The sequence below is a fragment of the Clostridium sp. TW13 genome (assembly GCF_024345225.1).
GTDB classification, from domain to species: Bacteria; Bacillota; Clostridia; order Clostridiales; family Clostridiaceae; genus Inconstantimicrobium; species Inconstantimicrobium mannanitabidum.
This window is the reverse complement of sequence record NZ_BROD01000001.1, coordinates 3,875,499-3,894,705: the sequence shown is the minus strand read 5'-3', so window position 1 is coordinate 3,894,705 and position 19,207 is coordinate 3,875,499. Positions and strand designations below refer to the sequence as shown.

Sequence of the window (19,207 nt, the reverse complement as noted above, 5' to 3'; positions counted from 1 at the left end):
AAAACCCACCTGATTTTATAATATGCAAGATTACAATTAATAAGTGTACTTATCAAGTAATTGTGATTTTAAGTTCCAAAGGTCTTTTGATAAATCTACATAGTAGGTATGAGGATTCTCAAATCTTAATACTTCTTCCCATAAAGTAGAAACTTCTTTTAAGCAATAATCTCTGATTTCATCTAAAGATTTTTCCTCATATATGCAAACACCTTTGTCAAAAATTTTCTTTAATAAAGGTTTTACATAGAAGTTTGTAAGCTTAGTTTTCTTCCAATTATAAACTGGATGGAAGATTGTATAAGGAGCATTTTCATCTATAGTCTCTCCGTGTAGAGTTACTAAGTCAGCTAAGGCTGCATTTGTGTCCTTATCATAGAATCTATAAAGGGACTTAAAGCCAGGAGTAGTTACTTTTTCTATGTTCTCACTGATTTTAATTCTTGGTGCAAGTTCACCATTTTCTTCTACAGCAACTAACTTATAGACACCACCAAAAACAGGAGAGGATTTAGCTGTTATAAGTCTTTCACCAACTCCAAAGGCATCTATTTTTGCATTTTGAAGCATTAAGTCTCTGATTATATACTCATCTAAAGAGTTTGATGCCATTATAATACAATCTTTTAAACCAGCTTGATCTAGCATTTTTCTAGCTTTTTTACTTAAATAAGCTATATCACCGCTATCAAGTCTTATACCTTTTAGTCTTTTTCCCATTGGTTCAAGAACTTCTTTAGCAACCTTTATTGCATTAGGAACTCCTGATTTTAATACATTATAAGTATCAACTAATACTAAGCAGCTATCTGGGTAAGTTTCAGCATAAGCTTTGAAGGCTGAATACTCATCATTAAACATTTGCACCCAAGAATGAGCCATAGTTCCGTAAGTTTGTATACCAAAAAGTTGTTCTGATATAGTACATGCTGTTCCGTGTGCACCACCAATATAAGCAGCTCTTGCACCAAGAATAGCTGCATCATAGCTTTGAGCCCTTCTTGAGCCAAATTCTGCTACAGTTCTTCCTTCAGCAGCTCTTGCAATTCTATTAGACTTAGTTGCAATTAAACTTTGGTGATTAATTGTAACTAGAACCATGGTTTCAACAAATTGAGCTTGAATTGCAGGTCCCTTTACAGTAACGATAGGTTCTCCTGGAAACATAGGAGTTCCTTCTTCAAGAGCCCATACATCACAAGAAAATTTAAATGTTCTTAAGTATTCTAGGAATTTTTCTGAAAACAGATTTTTATTTCTTAAATATTCAATATCATTATCAGTGAACTTTAGATTCTTTAGATAGTCAACTAATTGAGCAACTCCAGCCATTATGGCAAAGCCACCACCATCAGGAATATTTCTAAAGAACATATCAAATACAGCTTCTTTTTCGCCAACTCCTTGTTCCAAAAAACCATTTGCCATAGTTATTTCGTAAAAATCGGTAAGCATAGTTAAATTATCTCTTATCATGGAATGTTACCCCCTTTTGAATAGAGCTTCAGCAAAACACTTATAAATGTTTTGCTGAAGTAATTATAATATTATAATTCTAGAAATTTAGTAAATCTTTCTTGAACTTTTTCTTCACCAAGAATTTGCATGATAGTATAAAGGTCAGGAGTGTTAGCTCTATGAGTAAGAGCTGTTCTTACTATTCCTGCTACATCTGATACCATTCCTTTGAAGGCGTCAGGATCTTTCTTAAAGCTCTTTCTGTCAGTAGCATAGCCAAGCTCTGCAGCTAAAGTTTTAAGATCTCCAAACCAAGAATCTTGATCTTTTGTTATATCAAAGATTTTCTTATATTCAGTAATAACTCTCTTAGCTTCTTCTAAATCAATGTTTTTAGGGAATTCTATATTTTCTTTAGCTTCAGCATAGAAAAGTTCATCAAAGAAGTAGTAGATTTTTTCTCTTACTTCGTTCCACTTACCAAAGTCTTTTCTTGGCTTAGGACCTTCTTTATCTATATTAAAGATTTCCTTTGATACAGCTTCGTTTGCAGTTACTAGATCATACATTTCTTTATCAAATTCTTTAGCCCAAGTAGTGTAGTTATCATAAACTACGTCAGCATTGAATTTACAGATTACATTTTTACTTACGTCATGAAGCTTTACTATATCGAATAAAGCACCACTCTTACTCATTTTTTCAAGAGCAACAGGGAATTCATGATAATCAGTATCTGGATTTTCTTCTCTCCATTCTTCGAAAGTAGAGTTTACTATGTTAAGAAGATATTCTATAACAGATTGAGTAGGATATCCTTCTTCTTTATAGTAAGAAACAGCACTTTCAGGATCCTTTCTCTTACTTAGCTTTCTCTTTGAACCACCATCTTGTTTCATGATTGTTGGTGTATGAGAATATTGTGGAGCCTTAAAGCCAAGTACATCAAATAATTGTACATGTATAGGAAGAGATGATAACCATTCTTCTCCTCTTATAACGTGAGTAGTTCTCATTAATGCATCATCTATAGCATGAGCAAAGTGATAAGTTGGAAGTCCATCTGATTTTATGATAACTATATCTTGATCATTTTCAGGGAATGATATATCGCCTTTAATTAAATCATGGAATTCAACTCTATTTGCACTGTTGCCAGGTGATTTTAATCTTAGGATATAAGCATCACCTTTTTCTATTCTAGCAATAGCTTCATCAACACTTAAGTTTCTGCAAATAGCATATTCACCATGATATCCAGGTGTTACTTTTTCTGCTGTTTGTTTTTCTCTAATAGCGTTTAATTCATCTGGAGTACAGAAGCAAGGATAAGCTAATCCTTTTTTAATTAAATCTTTAGCAAATGTTTCATATATTTCTTTTCTTAAACTTTGTCTATAAGGACCATAGGTACCAATTTCACTGTGTTCTCCAGTCATTCCTTCATTAAACTTAAGACCAAAGTTATTCATTGTAGCTATAGTATCTTCGATAGCTCCTTCAACTTCTCTTTTTTGGTCAGTATCCTCTATTCTAAGATAGAATACACCATTAGATTGAGTTGCAATTCTTTCATCGATTAATGCTGAGAATACTCCACCTATGTGTTGAAATCCAGTTGGACTTGGAGCATATCTTGTAACATTAGCACCTTCAGGTAAGTTTCTTTCTGGATATTTTGCAAGATAATAATCTGGTGTCTTATCGATATTAGGGAAAATTAATTCAGCTAATTTTTCGTAATTCATATTTTCAAATCCTTTCATATATAAAATTCTTTAGTTAACTTAGGAATCTTAAAAAGATAACTAAGTGTATATGCAAGTTTATTTTTGCTTGCTATTTATTTTAGATTCCTTAATTGAAATATAAAAAAGCTCTCATCCTAAGATTAGGACGAAAGCATAATTCCGCGGTACCACCTAAATTGGTTAAAAACCCTCTTTGTAAAAATAGCTCCAAAGCTTCCTTCTATAGTTCAACTTATCAACTTCCACCAACATTGACTCTCTTTAAAGTTTAGGCATTTATTTTCAGATGCCTTATTCCTATATACTCTTCTTTTTCAACGCTAAGTATTTAATTTGATTATATTATAGCCTTATGAAATTAAATTGTAAAGATTATATGTTGGATTTATATAATCTCTTCAACTATAGAATAGCGTTATGAATTAGTTTGATTAGCTTAGTTATGCTTTATAGTTAATTTAGATGAGCCTCTTAGTTGTTTTATAGATAAAAGCAAAGGAATAGCGGCAGAAAGTAATCCAGAAGTTGCACATAAGCTGCAATATTTACTGGTGACATCATCATAGGCATTAAATATTGTTATTATCCAAATACCACATATAATTATTTTATTTAAATTATAACATAGTGCCTTTATAAAGAAATATTGCTTTGTGAGAAATATATAGTTAGGCTTCAGTAATTTGATTATCTCTTTTTATAGTCTACAATTATACCCAATAAAGGACATAATATAGCGATTATTGCCGTGGAAATATAGTAGAATATCTTTCTTATGAAACATTATTGATAATAAAGCCAGGGAATTTATGAAAATCTATAGTGGAATAAATACAGTAAAAGAATTTACTAAAACATAAAAATAGAAGTTTATGTATTTTGATGTTAAAATGTAGAAGACTATATAAAGAGTGGTGATTAGATTGAATAAAGATATAAATATACTGATAGTAGAAGATGATAATAGCATAAATAATATGTTAGCTAGACTTTTAGAAAAGAATGATTATAAGGTTACTCAAGCTTTCTCAGGTACTGAGGCAAAGTTATATTTAGATTCTAAAGAGTTTCAATTAGTATTGATGGATTTAATGTTGCCAGGAATGAATGGAGAGGAATTGCTTCAGTATATAAGAAATACAAAAACTTTACCTATAATTATAATTTCAGCTAAGATTGATAAAAGTTTAAAGGTGGAGTTATTAAGATTAGGTGCTGATGATTACATCACCAAGCCATTTGATATAGAAGATGTTTTAGCTAGGGTGTATGCAAACCTTAGAAGGTATATAGATTTCAGTAACAGTGCTAAAGATGAAAATAGTATAAATCAAGAGTTGAGTTTTAAGGATATAAGATTGAATTTAGAATCTAAAGAAGTGTATGTTAATAATCAAAAAATAGTTTTAACAGCAAGAGAATTTAATATACTTAAGTTATTTTTACAACATCCACAGAAAGTATTTTCAAAGGCTAATATATTTGAAAGTGTTTGGGAAGAGGATTATCTAGGTGATGATAACACCGTCAATGTGCACATGAGTAACTTAAGAAATAAATTACTTAAGGCAAATCCTCAAGAGGATTATATTGAAACTATATGGGGAATGGGGTACAAGCTTAAATCATAAACTTAAGTTTTTCTTAAGGATTTCTTTAAATTCCCTTATGGATTGGTTTATATTATAGGTTTATAAGGTTAGGAATCTGAAAGAAAGTAGATTTATATGTCAGTCTATTTGCTTTCAGATTCATTAAGGGAGTGGTAAGGATGAATGAATTTGTGTTAAGAACAAGAAATTTAACAAAGACCTTCAAGAATGCAACTGTGCTTGATAATGTTAATATGAACATAAGAAAAGGCAGTATTTATGGATTAATAGGCTTAAATGGTGCAGGAAAAACAACATTAATTCGCTTAATTACAGGTCTTTCAGTAAATCAGTCTGGTAGTATTGAGCTTTTTGGAGAAAATGAAGAAAGAAAGTTTAATTCATTAAGAAGTAGAGTAGGATGTTTGATTGAAACACCTGCTATGTATCCAAATAAGACAGGCTATGAGAATTTAGAAATAGACAGAATTCAAAAGGGAATTCCAGGAACAGAATGCATAGAAAAAGTGCTTAAGATGGTTGATCTAGAGGAAGCAAAGGGTAAAACAGTTAGGAATTATTCTCTTGGTATGAAGCAAAGGTTAGGAATAGCCATGGCATTGCTTGGAGATCCAGAATTTATAATATTAGATGAACCAGTTAATGGGTTAGATCCAGTGGGTATTATTGAGGTTCGTGAATTATTAAAGAAGCTAAATACAGAGTATGGTGTAACAATACTTATTGCTAGCCATATTTTAGAGGAATTGCATCAGTTAAGCACTTGTTATGGAATAATTCACAAGGGAAAGTTAATTCAAGAAATAACAGAAAAAGAGTTGATGGATAGATGTAAAAAGTATCTACATTTAAAAGTGGATGATGCAGCTAAAGCTTCAGTTATAATAAATACAAAGTTAAGCACTTCAAATTTCGAGATATTACCTAATAATATTATAAGACTATATGATTATTTAGATAAGTCTGGTGTTGTATCTAATGTTCTTATTAAAGGTGGAATTAGCGTAGAAGAGATAAATCCTAAAGGGGATAATCTTGAACAATATTTCACTAAATTAATAGGGGGTGGAGAGAATGCTTAATTTAATAAAGGTGGAATTTTATAAGTTAAAAAGATCTAAATCATTTTATGGTATGATAATTTTAATGTTACTTCAAACTTTAGCAGTATATACATTGTCTACTCATCTAAAAGGGATGAGTGGTAGGAAGGTATTGTTAGATGGATTTGCTAATGAACAATTTTTATTAGGAATGATAATAATAGCAGTATTTGCAGGAGAATATATAGGTTCAGAATTTTATACAGGTTGCATAAAAAATATGATTTCTTATGGGCATAGTAGAAAAAATATAATTATAGCTAAAAGTATAGTTTTCTATATTGGTGTAACTATAATTATTTCAATATACCCAATTATAACAACAGTAATTAATTCTATACTTTACGGTTATGGAGAAGCATTTACTTTTCAATCAGTTATTAACTTTATAATAATAACATTACTTATGATGTTAGTGTATGTTGGAATTGCAAGTATTGCATTAGCCATAGCATTTATATCTAAAAATTTGATTATAATAATAGGCGTATTTATGGTTGTTGATCCAATTGTTAGAGTGGCTGAAGCTATGTCACTTAGAAATACTACTGTCAATGCAATATTTAGCAAAACGATATATTATCAGCCTTCTATAATATATAGATTTAATGAAGTTACCATAGAACAAAAATTATGGACAATTATAATAGCACTGTTAACTATAGCAATATGTACTCTAATAAGTATATATTCATTTAATAGAGCAGAGATAAAGTAAAAGAAAGGTGGGTGGATGGATGATATATATAGTTATCAGTTTAATAGTTATACTAATATTTTTCATAGCCCATTTACAATATAATAAGAAACAAATCAATAGAATAAGAAATGAGCTTATGAATATAAATAAGGAAAAGGCAGATAGGAAAGTAACTGTATGTCTTTTAGATAAAAATATTGAGAGTTTGGCAGAAGAAATTAATAGAACAATAGATGGAAGAAGAGAATCTGAGGCTAATAGAGTAAAATTTGAGAGAGAATTAAGACAAACTATAGCTAATATGTCTCATGATTTAAGAACTCCGCTTACTTCAATCATAGGATATCTTCAGTTTTTAAAATTAGACGATATAAATGAAGAAGAAAAGTTAGAATATTTAAATATAGCAGAGCAGAGAGCACGAGTTTTAGAAGGACTACTAAATGATTTTTATGAGTTATCCTTAATTGATTCAATAGATTTTCAAATAAAGTGTGAAAAAGTAAATATAAGTAGGCTTATTGAAGAAATTTTGTTAGGAAAGTATTCTGACTTTGTAAATAGAAATTTAATTCCTGAAGTAGAGATGTGTAGCAGTATGGTTAATATTTTAGCTGAGGAAAAATCACTTAAAAGAGTTATTGAAAATTTATTAAGTAATGTAATAAAATATGCGAAGAATAGTGTGAAAATATCACTAAGAGTTGAAAAAAAGGAAGCAGTATTTACTGTGAGTAATAATGTAATTAATTTAACCAAGGAAGATGTAGAAAATATATTTGATAGATTCTATATGGCAGATAAAACTCGATCAGGTAATGGAACAGGAGTTGGTTTAGCTGTGGCGAAAGCCTTGGTTAATAAAATGGATGGAGACGTATCAGCTGAGTTTGAAGAAGAGGTACTTAGTATAAGTTGTAGATTTAAACTAATATCTTAGGAGATTTTCAGCAAATAGTTATGTATTTATATAGTTAAAATAAAGGATTGTTATAAAACTACACTATGAGGCTAGCTTTATAACAATCCTTATATAATTTATATTACTTCGATTTTGATCGAGTAACTGCCATAACCACAGGAACAGTTATTATAATTGCAGCAGCTGCTGATATAAAACCATTAAGGATTAATCCTAAAAGAGTATTTGTTGCAAAAGTTCGGCTCACATGAAGAGCATTAGCATAATCATCTAAATATAAAGCAAAAATTATACCTACTACCCCTAAAGTATTAGTAAATGAACCAATAGCAGCACCAATTCCGATATTTAGAGTCTTAGACTTTGTTTTAATGAGCTTGTACCCATAATATGACGTAACGCCTATAAGAATTCTAGGCAATACAGCAACTATAGGATCTATAAAAATGAATGAAACAGGTGTTGGAGTATTAATAGCTTGAAATATACTAAATAAGCCAAAAAGTAATCCTATCATGGCACCAACCACAGGCCCCTCAAGTATTGCACCTATAATAACAGGAATGTGCATAATTGTAGTTTTAAATGGTGGAATAGGAAGAAATCCTAAACCAGTTGCACCAAGTATAATGGTAATGGCAAATAAAAGGCCAATTACAACAACTTGTCTTGTAGAAAATTTTCTTTCTGAAGCATATGTGTTTTTTATCATGGTAACCTCCGTTCTCATTTCGTCCAAGAATATAAGGCGGACATAATGAAAAAAATATTATTTTAGTTTGGTTCTATTTACCTAAAGGTAAAAATGATACCAACTATATATAATAATACCACAAACTTTGTGAAAAGAATATCAAAGAATAAAAATCGTTACTTTTTTAACCTTACTAATTTAAGCATATCGTCTTTGATAAATATAAAAAACATTTTAATACTTTGAAAGTCATCACTTAAGTTACTCTCCTTGTCATCATCTAGAATTTTACTGATATAAAAGAATAAGAATATGAAGAATATAGCAATGCAAAGATAAATATCTTTAATATCTGCAACAAATAGAGGCATAATGCCTATAAAATCTAAACTACCTCCATAAAACAATTTATCAATTAAAGAACAAACTGCACCTGAGAACATAAATATAAAAGTAAAGTCCAACCAAGAACATTTATAGTTTTTATAGATAGAATATCTGTAAATTTCTAAAATAAAAAATAGTCCTATAAAGTTAAATATAATTAATCCAATAAAGCTTACATTAGCTCCAAATCTAGCATTAAGCCAAGAACCTTGGGTATTTATAATAGGATCAAAGTTAATGATGTCTTTTATAATTACGAAGGATTTATCAAAAAACCATCTCTTTATTGTAAGTTTAATTCCTTGATCAATAGCTATAAAAATCAAAAGAGATAGAAATATAGATTTTGTTTTAAGACCTTTAGATAATTTGGTTCCCAAGATATAAAGAATGTAGCCTACTAAAGCAAATAATATTATGAAAACTATATTAAAGGATATTTGTTTCATATCCTTAACTCTTCCTGTAACTAGTTCTAATAAAAAATACATCATCCAAAAAGCAGGCAAAAGTGAACAGGCGATAAGTTTTTCTTTTTTCATAGTAAATAATCCTCCCCAAAATAATTACAATATAACTAAATAGATTCTATCACATATTAAGAAAGATATCATTCAAAATATACCATTGTAAACATTAACAATAAGTATTAATATGATTATATAATAGATTAGTATTTATATTTTTTGTAGAACATATATAAACTTAAAAGGAGAAGATATTATGTTAACTGTTTTTGCAATATCAGATTCTATAGGGGAAACAGCAGAGCAGGTAGCTTTAGCTGCAGCAAGTCAATTTAAAGAGAAAGTTGAAGTTCAAAGAATACCATACATAAAAACAATGGAAGATGTAGAGGAAGTTATAGGAACCATAGAATGTGTAGATAAAGCTATGGTAGTGTCAACAATAATAACTGTTAATGTTAGAGAATATTTGACTCAAAAATGTATTGAGAAAAATATAAACATTATAAATGTTCTAGGACCTATTATAAATGTTGCTTCTACAATACTTAATCAACATCCTGATTACAATCCAGGAGCAGTTTGGAAAACTGATGAGATATATTTCAATAGAATAGAGGCTATGGAATTTGCAATGCAATATGATGATTCTAAAGATTATAGAGGATTGAAGAATGCTGATGTAGTTCTTATAGGACTTTCTAGAACATCTAAAACTCCATTATGTATGTACTTAGCTAACAAAGGGATAAAGGCTATCAATATTCCATTGGTTCCAGAAGTAGGAGTTCCTGATGAACTATATACAATAGATAGAAAGAAGATTTTTGGTCTTACAATAAATCCATTGCAACTTATAGAAATAAGAAAGAGACGACTTGATAAATTCCATAGGATTTCAGCAGAAATTGAGTATGCAAGTGATGCTAGAATTTTAGAAGAGTTTGATTTTGCAGATAAAATAATGAATAAGTTAGGGTGCAAGAAAATTGATGTAACTCAAAGAGCAATTGAGGATACAGCTCTCATTATATTAGAAACAATAAATGCATATAAGAATAAATAATTAAAAAATGATAAAAAGATGTTGACAGTATATTATCTAAGTGATAAGATAGTCATTGGCGCTAAGGCGATGTGTGAGAAATTTAAAACAAATTGAATTAAATCTCACAAAAAACTTTTCAAAAAAAGTGTTGACACAAAACACTTTGGATGATAAGATAAATAAGTCGCCAAACGGTGACAAAATAAAACAAGATGATCTTTGAAAATTAAACAGAGGAAACTAATAGTTCATATGAACTTTTTTTAAGACCAGCAATTCTTTTAAGCGAAAGCTAAGATTAAACTTGAAACTTAAATTGAGAGTTTGATCCTGGCTCAGGACGAACGCTGGCGGCGTGCTTAACACATGCAAGTCGAGCGAGAAAGTCTTCTTCGGAAGACGATCTAGCGGCGGACGGGTGAGTAACACGTGGGTAACCTGCCTTATAGAGGGGGATAGCCTTCCGAAAGGAAGATTAATACCGCATAACATGGTTTTATCGCATGGTAGAATCATCAAAGGAGTAATCCGCTATAAGATGGACCCGCGGCGCATTAGCTAGTTGGTGAGGTAACGGCTCACCAAGGCGACGATGCGTAGCCGACCTGAGAGGGTGATCGGCCACATTGGGACTGAGACACGGCCCAGACTCCTACGGGAGGCAGCAGTGGGGAATATTGCACAATGGGGGAAACCCTGATGCAGCAACGCCGCGTGAGTGATGAAGGCCTTCGGGTTGTAAAGCTCTGTTTACAGGGACGATAATGACGGTACCTGTGGAGGAAGCCACGGCTAACTACGTGCCAGCAGCCGCGGTAATACGTAGGTGGCAAGCGTTGTCCGGATTTACTGGGCGTAAAGGGAGCGTAGGCGGATTTTTAAGTGGGATGTGAAATACCCGGGCTCAACTTGGGTGCTGCATTCCAAACTGGAAGTCTAGAGTGTTGGAGAGGAAAGTGGAATTCCTAGTGTAGCGGTGAAATGCGTAGATATTAGGAAGAACACCAGTGGCGAAGGCGACTTTCTGGACAATAACTGACGCTGAGGCTCGAAAGCGTGGGGAGCAAACAGGATTAGATACCCTGGTAGTCCACGCCGTAAACGATGGATACTAGGTGTAGGAGGGTCCAACCTTCTGTGCCGCCGTTAACACATTAAGTATCCCGCCTGGGGAGTACGGTCGCAAGATTAAAACTCAAAGGAATTGACGGGGGCCCGCACAAGTAGCGGAGCATGTGGTTTAATTCGAAGCAACGCGAAGAACCTTACCTAAACTTGACATCTCCTGCATTACTCTTAATCGAGGAAGTCCCTTCGGGGACAGGAAGACAGGTGGTGCATGGTTGTCGTCAGCTCGTGTCGTGAGATGTTGGGTTAAGTCCCGCAACGAGCGCAACCCTTATTGTTAGTTGCTACCATTTAGTTGAGCACTCTAGCGAGACTGCCTGGGTTAACCAGGAGGAAGGTGGGGATGACGTCAAATCATCATGCCCCTTATGTTTAGGGCTACACACGTGCTACAATGGCAAGTACAAAAAGATGCAATACCGTGAGGTGGAGCAAAACTCAAAAACTTGTCTCAGTTCGGATTGTAGGCTGAAACTCGCCTACATGAAGCTGGAGTTACTAGTAATCGCGAATCAGAATGTCGCGGTGAATACGTTCCCGGGCCTTGTACACACCGCCCGTCACACCATGAGAGTTGGCAATACCCGAAGTCCGTGAGCTAACGCGTAAGCGAGGCAGCGGCCGAAGGTAGGGTCAGCGATTGGGGTGAAGTCGTAACAAGGTAGCCGTAGGAGAACCTGCGGCTGGATCACCTCCTTTCTATGGAGAACATCTAAGTGATGGAAACATGTACTTGGATAAAAACGAAGACTGGTTATCCTCTGTTTAATTTTGAGAGATCTTCTCTCAGAATTTTGTTCTTTGAAAATTGCACATAAGTATATAAAAAATTACATTTTAATGTAATATCTCAAATGTCAAATTCAAATGCGAATTTAGATTTAGTAACTTTGTTAAGATAGGCACGATGTGTTTTGATAACACATCAACAAAAAAGAAACGAGTAGTACGCGGAGCTGACGAGCGAGCAGCAGAGCTTACTTAGGTAAGTGAGCAGCGCAGCGAGGAAAGCGACAAAGTAATACGAAGTTAGTTTTTTGTTAGAGGTCAAGCTACAAAGGGCGCATGGTGAATGCCTTGGCATCAGGAGCCGATGAAGGACGCGATAAGCTGCGATAAGCTTCGGGTAGGCGCACATAGCCTGTGATCCGGAGATTTCCGAATGAGGGAACTCACATGGGAAACCCCATGTACTGTACAATGAATAAATAGTTGTATGGAGGTAAACCTAGGGAACTGAAACATCTAAGTACCTAGAGGAAGAGAAAGAAAACTCGATTCCGTAAGTAGCGGCGAGCGAAAGCGGAAGAGCCCAAACCAGAGATTTATCTCTGGGGTTGCGGACAGAACATAACGTGAAGGTATCGTAATTGAAGATAGCTGGAAAGCTACACCGTAGAAGGTAATAGTCCTGTAAGTAAAACGAGAAGATCATAGTTCTGCTCCAGAGTACCACGAGACACGTGAAACCTTGTGGGAAGCAGGGAGGACCACCTCCCAAGGCTAAATACTACCTGATGACCGATAGTGAAGAAGTACCGTGAGGGAAAGGTGAAAAGAACCCCGGGAGGGGAGTGAAATAGAACCTGAAACCGTGTGCCTACAACCGATCAGAGCACCATATGAGTGTGATGATGTGCTTTTTGTAGAACGAGCCAACGAGTTACGGTATGTAGCGAGGTTAAGTACTTAAGGTACGGAGCCGAAGGGAAACCGAGTCTGAATAGGGCGACTAGTTGCATGCTGTAGACCCGAAACCGGGTGACCTATCCATGGCCAGGTTGAAGCGAGAGTAAAATCTCGTGGAGGACCGAACCACGTTGGTGTTGAAAAACCATGGGATGAGCTGTGGATAGCGGAGAAATTCCAATCGAACTCGGAGATAGCTGGTTCTCCCCGAAATAGCTTTAGGGCTAGCGTCGAATATGAGTAATGGAGGTAGAGCACTGAATGGGCTAGGGGGCATAGCGCTTACTGAACCTTATCAAACTCCGAATGCCATATACTATTAGTTCGGCAGTCAGACTACGAATGATAAGATCCGTGGTCAAAAGGGAAACAGCCCAGATCGTCAGCTAAGGTCCCAAAGTGTAAGTTAAGTGGAAAAGGATGTGGGATTTCCAAGACAACTAGGATGTTGGCTTAGAAGCAGCCACTCATTAAAAGAGTGCGTAATAGCTCACTAGTCGAGAGATCCTGCGCCGAAAATGTTCGGGGCTCAAACTTACCACCGAAGCTACGGCATCAGTTATACTGATGGGTAGGGGAGCGTCGTAATCGGGCTGAAGTCGTACCGTAAGGAGCGGTGGACTGATTACGAGTGAGAATGTTGGCATTAGTAGCGAGATGTGGGTGAGAATCCCACAGGCCGAAAACCTAAGGTTTCCTCAGGAAGGTTCGTCCGCTGAGGGTTAGTCGGGACCTAAGCCGAGGCCGAAAGGCGTAGGTGATGGACAATCGGTTGATATTCCGATACCACTATTAATCGTTATTACCGATGGAGTGACACAGGAGGATAGGATGTGCTAGCTATTGGATGCTAGTCTAAGCACTTAGAGAGTTGTGATAGGCAAATCCGTCGCAACAATCTTGAGGTGTGATGGGGAAGGAACTACGGTTCCGAAGTATCTGATTCCACGCTGTCAAGAAAAGCTTCTAGGGAGAGAAATAGTGCCCGTACCGCAAACCGACACAGGTAGGTGAGGAGAGAATCCTAAGGCCGGCGGAAGAATTACAGTTAAGGAACTAGGCAAATTGACCCCGTAACTTCGGGAGAAGGGGTGCCTACGAGAGTAGGTCGCAGAGAATAGGCTCAAGCAACTGTTTAGCAAAAACACAGGTCTCTGCTAAAGCGAAAGCTGATGTATAGGGGCTGACGCCTGCCCGGTGCTGGAAGGTTAAGGGGAATACTTAGCGCAAGCGAAGGTATGAACTTAAGCCCCAGTAAACGGCGGCCGTAACTATAACGGTCCTAAGGTAGCGAAATTCCTTGTCGGGTAAGTTCCGACCCGCACGAATGGCGTAATGACTTGAGCACTGTCTCAACTGTAAATCCGGCGAAGTTGTAGTACCAGTGAAGATGCTGGTTACCCGCGATTGGACGGAAAGACCCCGTAGAGCTTTACTGTAGTTTAGCATTGAGTTTCGGTATTGTCTGTACAGGATAGGTGGGAGACTGAGAAACCAGGGCGTCAGCCTTGGTGGAGTCACCCTTGGGATACCACCCTGACAGTACTGGAATTCTAACCGGGCGCCATGAAACTGGTGACGGGACATTGTTAGATGGGCAGTTTGACTGGGGCGGTCGCCTCCAAAAAAGTAACGGAGGCGCCCAAAGGTTCCCTCAGAACGGTCGGAAATCGTTCGAAGAGTGCAAAGGCAGAAGGGAGCCTGACTGCGACACCTACAAGTGGAGCAGGGACGAAAGTCGGGCTTAGTGATCCGGTGGTACCTCGTGGGAGGGCCATCGCTCAACGGATAAAAGCTACCTCGGGGATAACAGGCTGATCTCCCCCAAGAGTCCACATCGACGGGGAGGTTTGGCACCTCGATGTCGGCTCGTCGCATCCTGGGGCTGAAGTAGGTCCCAAGGGTTGGGCTGTTCGCCCATTAAAGCGGCACGCGAGCTGGGTTCAGAACGTCGTGAGACAGTTCGGTCCCTATCCGTCGCGGGCGCAGGAAATTTGAGAGGAGCTGTCCTTAGTACGAGAGGACCGGGATGGACTGACCTCTGGTGTACCAGTTGTTCCGCCAGGAGCATGGCTGGGTAGCTAAGTCGGGAAGGGATAAACGCTGAAAGCATCTAAGCGTGAAGCCCACCTCAAGATGAGATTTCCCATAGCGTAAGCTAGTAAGATCCCTTGAAGAACACAAGGTTGATAGGTCAGAGGTGTAAGTGTGGTAACATATTTAGCTGACTGATACTAATAGATCGAGGGCTTGACCAATAAAATAGATTAACAAAAAGAGATAAAACTTGTGTGCAATTTTGAAAGAACATAAAAGTTCTTTTGTTTGTAGAAATTTCTGCAAACCATGAATCTGGTGATGATGTGTTTTTGGGTTACACCCCTTCCCATTCCGAACAGGATGGTTAAGCCAATTACAGCTGATGGTACTGCATGGGCGACTGTGTGGGAGAGTAAGTGGTCGCCAGGTTATTCTTATATATAAGAATAATAATGTTCCGCGATAGCTCAATGGTGGAGCACTCGGCTGTTAACCGATAGGTTGGAGGTTCGAGCCCTCTTCGCGGAGCCATTTTTATTTTATTAAGTGTATAATATAAAGAAAGCTAGTTTAAAGATTTAATTATAAATCTTTAAACTAGCTTTTTTCATTAAATAAGAAAACAACGAATTGTTGTTTATTCACATTATGTGTATTCGCCTTAATTATTGTTGTACCTATAGTACAAGTCTTCAACAAGTTTATATGTAACATCCCATTTCAGATTATTACAATTACAAAACAGTAGTACACTAAAATTCTTTTCATAAAAATGTACATAAATACTTCTGAAACCTGCATCTCCTCCAGTATGCCAGATTGTTTTCTGTGCACATTTTTCTTGTATCATCCAACCGTAACTATAACAGCCGCAATAATCAAAGAGAATCTGTCCATCATTGCTAACACCTGGTTCAATAAATTTTCTTTTACTGTCTGAATTTATAATTTTGTAGCTATATAGAATATCATCATATAGTTTCATGTCTGCAATTGATGTAAAAACATTCGCACAGCCTGTTGCTAGTGTATCAACATAAAAGCAATGGAATTCACTATTATTCTGATCATAGCCGTATACTCTATTGGGCACAACAGGTTGATTTTCATCAAATACCAAAGTATTCTTCATACCAGGTGGTATAAAAATGTTTTTCTTCAAATAACCAGGAAGTGGCATTTTTGTGACTCTTTCAATTATAATAGCAAGTAATACAAAATTTGAATTGCAGTATTCCATTTTGCTTCCAGGTAAAAAGTGCAACTCTGTTTGTGATTTAAGCAAACTTAGAACTTCAGCATTTGTAGAATGTAAAGCATCATTTCTTGCTTTTTGCCATAACAAATCATTATAGTCAGGTAAGCCCGACATATGATGAACCAAGTGATATATTTTAATATCTTCACCATAGTGTTTTATTTCAGGTATGAAATTTACAACTTTATCATTTTCACAAATTAGATTGTTCTCTATTAACTGAAGTACAGCTATACCTGTAAATTGTTTTGATACAGAGCCAATGTTAAATACAGATTGAGCAGTTATTGGAATATTATGTTCACAATTTGCCAATCCAAGATATTCTTCATAAACAACATCAAAATTCTTAATTGGCATGACACCTATTCCTGGTGAAGTATTGGAATATTCATTATAATATTTTTCTAACATATCATACCTCCTCTTTTTGTTGTATCATTTTTAGTTTGCTGTTTCTAACTATCGCACATGAACCTAACTATATATTATATGGATGGTATTAATAATTAAAATGTATCCTATTTTCAACACTATTCTTTAACAAAGCCTAATTTTAATACTATTTCGTGTCCTAAAATAAGAAAGACAACATACACAAAGAAAAACCATGTGTGCTTATAGCAGGATGTAACTACAAGACAAAGAAAGAGATAGAAAAATATGATTAATGTATTAATAATTGATCCAAGAAATGCTCATTAGCATTTTAATCTAAATAGAGTTATTATTTGTGATCGGCAGTATAAATAATATAACTATCATCAATATGATACATAAACATTTCCTAGTGTATCAGTATAAGAAAAAATGCATTATATTGAGAATAAAGTAGAAATATAAAAGTAACTTAAAAATTTGATACAATAGGAAACTCTTTGATTGGGATGATGTGATAAGATAGTTATTGTCGCTAAGGCGATGTGTGAGAAATTTAAAACAGATTGAATTAAATCTCACAAAAAACTTTTCGAAAAAAGTGTTGACACAAAACACTTTGGATGATAAGATAAACAAGTCGCCAAACGGTGACAAAATAAAACAAGATGATCTTTGAAAATTAAACAGAGGAAACTAATAGTTCATATGAACTTTTTTTAAGACCAGCAATTCTTTTAAGCGAAAGCTAAGATTAAACTTGAAACTTAAATTGAGAGTTTGATCCTGGCTCAGGACGAACGCTGGCGGCGTGCTTAACACATGCAAGTCGAGCGAGAAAGTCTTCTTCGGAAGACGATCTAGCGGCGGACGGGTGAGTAACACGTGGGTAACCTGCCTTATAGAGGGGGATAGCCTTCCGAAAGGAAGATTAATACCGCATAACATGGTTTTATCGCATGGTAGAATCATCAAAGGAGTAATCCGCTATAAGATGGACCCGCGGCGCATTAGCTAGTTGGTGAGGTAACGGCTCACCAAGGCGACGATGCGTAGCCGACCTGAGAGGGTGATCGGCCACATTGGGACTGAGACACGGCCCAGACTCCTACGGGAGGCAGCAGTGGGGAATATTGCACAATGGGGGAAACCCTGATGCAGCAACGCCGCGTGAGTGATGAAGGCCTTCGGGTTGTAAAGCTCTGTTTACAGGGACGATAATGACGGTACCTGTGGAGGAAGCCACGGCTAACTACGTGCCAGCAGCCGCGGTAATACGTAGGTGGCAAGCGTTGTCCGGATTTACTGGGCGTAAAGGGAGCGTAGGCGGATTTTTAAGTGGGATGTGAAATACCCGGGCTCAACTTGGGTGCTGCATTCCAAACTGGAAGTCTAGAGTGTTGGAGAGGAAAGTGGAATTCCTAGTGTAGCGGTGAAATGCGTAGATATTAGGAAGAACACCAGTGGCGAAGGCGACTTTCTGGACAATAACTGACGCTGAGGCTCGAAAGCGTGGGGAGCAAACAGGATTAGATACCCTGGTAGTCCACGCCGTAAACGATGGATACTAGGTGTAGGAGGGTCCAACCTTCTGTGCCGCCGTTAACACATTAAGTATCCCGCCTGGGGAGTACGGTCGCAAGATTAAAACTCAAAGGAATTGACGGGGGCCCGCACAAGTAGCGGAGCATGTGGTTTAATTCGAAGCAACGCGAAGAACCTTACCTAAACTTGACATCTCCTGCATTACTCTTAATCGAGGAAGTCCCTTCGGGGACAGGAAGACAGGTGGTGCATGGTTGTCGTCAGCTCGTGTCGTGAGATGTTGGGTTAAGTCCCGCAACGAGCGCAACCCTTATTGTTAGTTGCTACCATTTAGTTGAGCACTCTAGCGAGACTGCCTGGGTTAACCAGGAGGAAGGTGGGGATGACGTCAAATCATCATGCCCCTTATGTTTAGGGCTACACACGTGCTACAATGGCAAGTACAAAAAGATGCAATACCGTGAGGTGGAGCAAAACTCAAAAACTTGTCTCAGTTCGGATTGTAGGCTGAAACTCGCCTACATGAAGCTGGAGTTACTAGTAATCGCGAATCAGAATGTCGCGGTGAATACGTTCCCGGGCCTTGTACACACCGCCCGTCACACCATGAGAGTTGGCAATACCCGAAGTCCGTGAGCTAACGCGTAAGCGAGGCAGCGGCCGAAGGTAGGGTCAGCGATTGGGGTGAAGTCGTAACAAGGTAGCCGTAGGAGAACCTGCGGCTGGATCACCTCCTTTCTATGGAGAACATCTAAGTGATGGAAACATGTACTTGGATAAAAACGAAGACTGGTTATCCTCTGTTTAATTTTGAGAGATCTTCTCTCAGAATTTTGTTCTTTGAAAATTGCACATAAGTATATAAAAAATTACATTTTAATGTAATATCTCAAATGTCAAATTCAAATGCGAATTTAGATTTAGTAACTTTGTTAAGATAGGCACGATGTGTTTTGATAACACATCAACAAAAAAGAAACGAGTAGTACGCGGAGCTGACGAGCGAGCAGCAGAGCTTACTTAGGT

At 36.5% G+C, this 19,207-nt stretch carries 10 protein-coding genes, 1 tRNA gene and 4 rRNA genes; 10 read left to right on the top strand and 5 right to left on the bottom strand.

Going from position 1 to position 19,207, the window contains the following annotated elements:
* Nucleotides 1–36: 36 nt before the first annotated feature.
* Together OCU47_RS17985 and gltX are read right to left on the bottom strand one after the other, a co-directional pair.
* A complete protein-coding gene (locus tag OCU47_RS17985; RefSeq protein ID WP_261829970.1) occupies nt 37–1,476 on the bottom strand; it encodes a nicotinate phosphoribosyltransferase in 1,440 nt (479 codons plus the stop codon).
* A 71-nt stretch (nt 1,477–1,547) separates the two neighbouring features.
* Complete coding sequence (gene gltX / locus OCU47_RS17980; RefSeq protein ID WP_261829969.1) at nt 1,548–3,206, bottom strand: glutamate--tRNA ligase; 1,659 nt, start codon at nt 3,204–3,206, stop codon at nt 1,548–1,550.
* Between the two features lie 926 nt (nt 3,207–4,132).
* Here gltX and OCU47_RS17975 point away from each other — a divergent pair.
* The 4 genes from OCU47_RS17975 to OCU47_RS17960 all read left to right on the top strand — a co-directional run bounded on the left by OCU47_RS17975 (nt 4,133) and on the right by OCU47_RS17960 (nt 7,565).
* On the top strand, nt 4,133–4,840 hold the full coding sequence (locus OCU47_RS17975; RefSeq protein WP_261829968.1) for a response regulator transcription factor: 708 nt from the start codon (nt 4,133–4,135) through the stop codon (nt 4,838–4,840).
* A gap of 140 nt (nt 4,841–4,980) precedes the next feature.
* Nucleotides 4,981–5,904 carry an ABC transporter ATP-binding protein gene (locus OCU47_RS17970; RefSeq protein ID WP_261829967.1) on the top strand — a complete coding sequence of 308 codons (924 nt, stop codon included), beginning with the start codon at nt 4,981–4,983 and terminating at the stop codon, nt 5,902–5,904.
* The gene (locus OCU47_RS17965) at nt 5,897–6,643 is read left to right on the top strand and encodes an ABC transporter permease (RefSeq protein ID WP_261829966.1); all 747 of its coding nucleotides are present in this window, start codon (nt 5,897–5,899) and stop codon (nt 6,641–6,643) included. The genes OCU47_RS17970 and OCU47_RS17965 overlap by 8 nt, the downstream gene beginning before the upstream one ends.
* Before the next feature lie 19 nt (nt 6,644–6,662).
* The gene (locus OCU47_RS17960) at nt 6,663–7,565 is read left to right on the top strand and encodes a sensor histidine kinase (protein ID WP_261829965.1); all 903 of its coding nucleotides are present in this window, start codon (nt 6,663–6,665) and stop codon (nt 7,563–7,565) included.
* Between the two features lie 103 nt (nt 7,566–7,668).
* Here OCU47_RS17960 and OCU47_RS17955 read toward each other — a convergent pair whose 3' ends face one another.
* Nucleotides 7,669–8,259: an ECF transporter S component gene (locus tag OCU47_RS17955; RefSeq protein ID WP_261829964.1), complete on the bottom strand. Its 591-nt coding sequence runs from the start codon at nt 8,257–8,259 to the stop codon at nt 7,669–7,671.
* A 158-nt stretch (nt 8,260–8,417) separates the two neighbouring features.
* Nucleotides 8,418–9,170 carry a signal peptidase II gene (locus OCU47_RS17950; protein WP_261829963.1) on the bottom strand — a complete coding sequence of 251 codons (753 nt, stop codon included), beginning with the start codon at nt 9,168–9,170 and terminating at the stop codon, nt 8,418–8,420.
* A gap of 181 nt (nt 9,171–9,351) precedes the next feature.
* Between OCU47_RS17950 and OCU47_RS17945 the strand changes: the two genes are divergently transcribed.
* The 5 genes from OCU47_RS17945 to OCU47_RS17925 all read left to right on the top strand — a co-directional run bounded on the left by OCU47_RS17945 (nt 9,352) and on the right by OCU47_RS17925 (nt 15,531).
* Nucleotides 9,352–10,161 (top strand): pyruvate, water dikinase regulatory protein, encoded by an 810-nt coding sequence (locus OCU47_RS17945; RefSeq protein WP_261829962.1) that lies wholly within the window; start codon nt 9,352–9,354, stop codon nt 10,159–10,161.
* Nucleotides 10,162–10,455: 294 nt separating this feature from the next.
* A 16S ribosomal RNA gene (locus tag OCU47_RS17940) occupies nt 10,456–11,970 on the top strand.
* A 346-nt stretch (nt 11,971–12,316) separates the two neighbouring features.
* A 23S ribosomal RNA gene (locus tag OCU47_RS17935) occupies nt 12,317–15,218 on the top strand.
* Nucleotides 15,219–15,311: 93 nt separating this feature from the next.
* Nucleotides 15,312–15,429, top strand: a 5S ribosomal RNA gene (gene rrf / locus OCU47_RS17930).
* Between the two features lie 27 nt (nt 15,430–15,456).
* Nucleotides 15,457–15,531: transfer RNA gene (locus OCU47_RS17925), tRNA-Asn, on the top strand.
* A gap of 130 nt (nt 15,532–15,661) precedes the next feature.
* Here OCU47_RS17925 and OCU47_RS17920 read toward each other — a convergent pair.
* On the bottom strand, nt 15,662–16,672 hold the full coding sequence (locus OCU47_RS17920) for a serine hydrolase domain-containing protein (protein WP_261829961.1): 1,011 nt from the start codon (nt 16,670–16,672) through the stop codon (nt 15,662–15,664).
* Nucleotides 16,673–17,404: 732 nt separating this feature from the next.
* On the opposite strand from OCU47_RS17920, the gene OCU47_RS17915 reads away from it, so the two are divergent.
* Nucleotides 17,405–18,919 (top strand): 16S ribosomal RNA (locus tag OCU47_RS17915).
* Together the 16S, 23S and 5S rRNA genes with 1 tRNA gene alongside form the textbook arrangement of a ribosomal RNA operon.
* Nucleotides 18,920–19,207 lie beyond the last annotated feature (288 nt).

Bases quoted from the DNA above. Each gene is read 5' to 3' on its own strand.
- gltX (WP_261829969.1), bottom strand. From the start codon at position 3,206: ATGAATTACGAAAAATTAGCTGAATTAATTTTCCCTAATATCGATAAG.
- OCU47_RS17960 (WP_261829965.1), top strand. From the start codon at position 6,663: ATGATATATATAGTTATCAGTTTAATAGTTATACTAATATTTTTCATA.
- OCU47_RS17955 (WP_261829964.1), bottom strand. From the start codon at position 8,259: ATGATAAAAAACACATATGCTTCAGAAAGAAAATTTTCTACAAGACAA.
- OCU47_RS17965 (WP_261829966.1), top strand. From the start codon at position 5,897: ATGCTTAATTTAATAAAGGTGGAATTTTATAAGTTAAAAAGATCTAAA.
- OCU47_RS17985 (WP_261829970.1), bottom strand. From the start codon at position 1,476: ATGATAAGAGATAATTTAACTATGCTTACCGATTTTTACGAAATAACT.
- OCU47_RS17970 (WP_261829967.1), top strand. From the start codon at position 4,981: ATGAATGAATTTGTGTTAAGAACAAGAAATTTAACAAAGACCTTCAAG.
- OCU47_RS17945 (WP_261829962.1), top strand. From the start codon at position 9,352: ATGTTAACTGTTTTTGCAATATCAGATTCTATAGGGGAAACAGCAGAG.
- OCU47_RS17950 (WP_261829963.1), bottom strand. From the start codon at position 9,170: ATGAAAAAAGAAAAACTTATCGCCTGTTCACTTTTGCCTGCTTTTTGG.
- OCU47_RS17920 (WP_261829961.1), bottom strand. From the start codon at position 16,672: ATGTTAGAAAAATATTATAATGAATATTCCAATACTTCACCAGGAATA.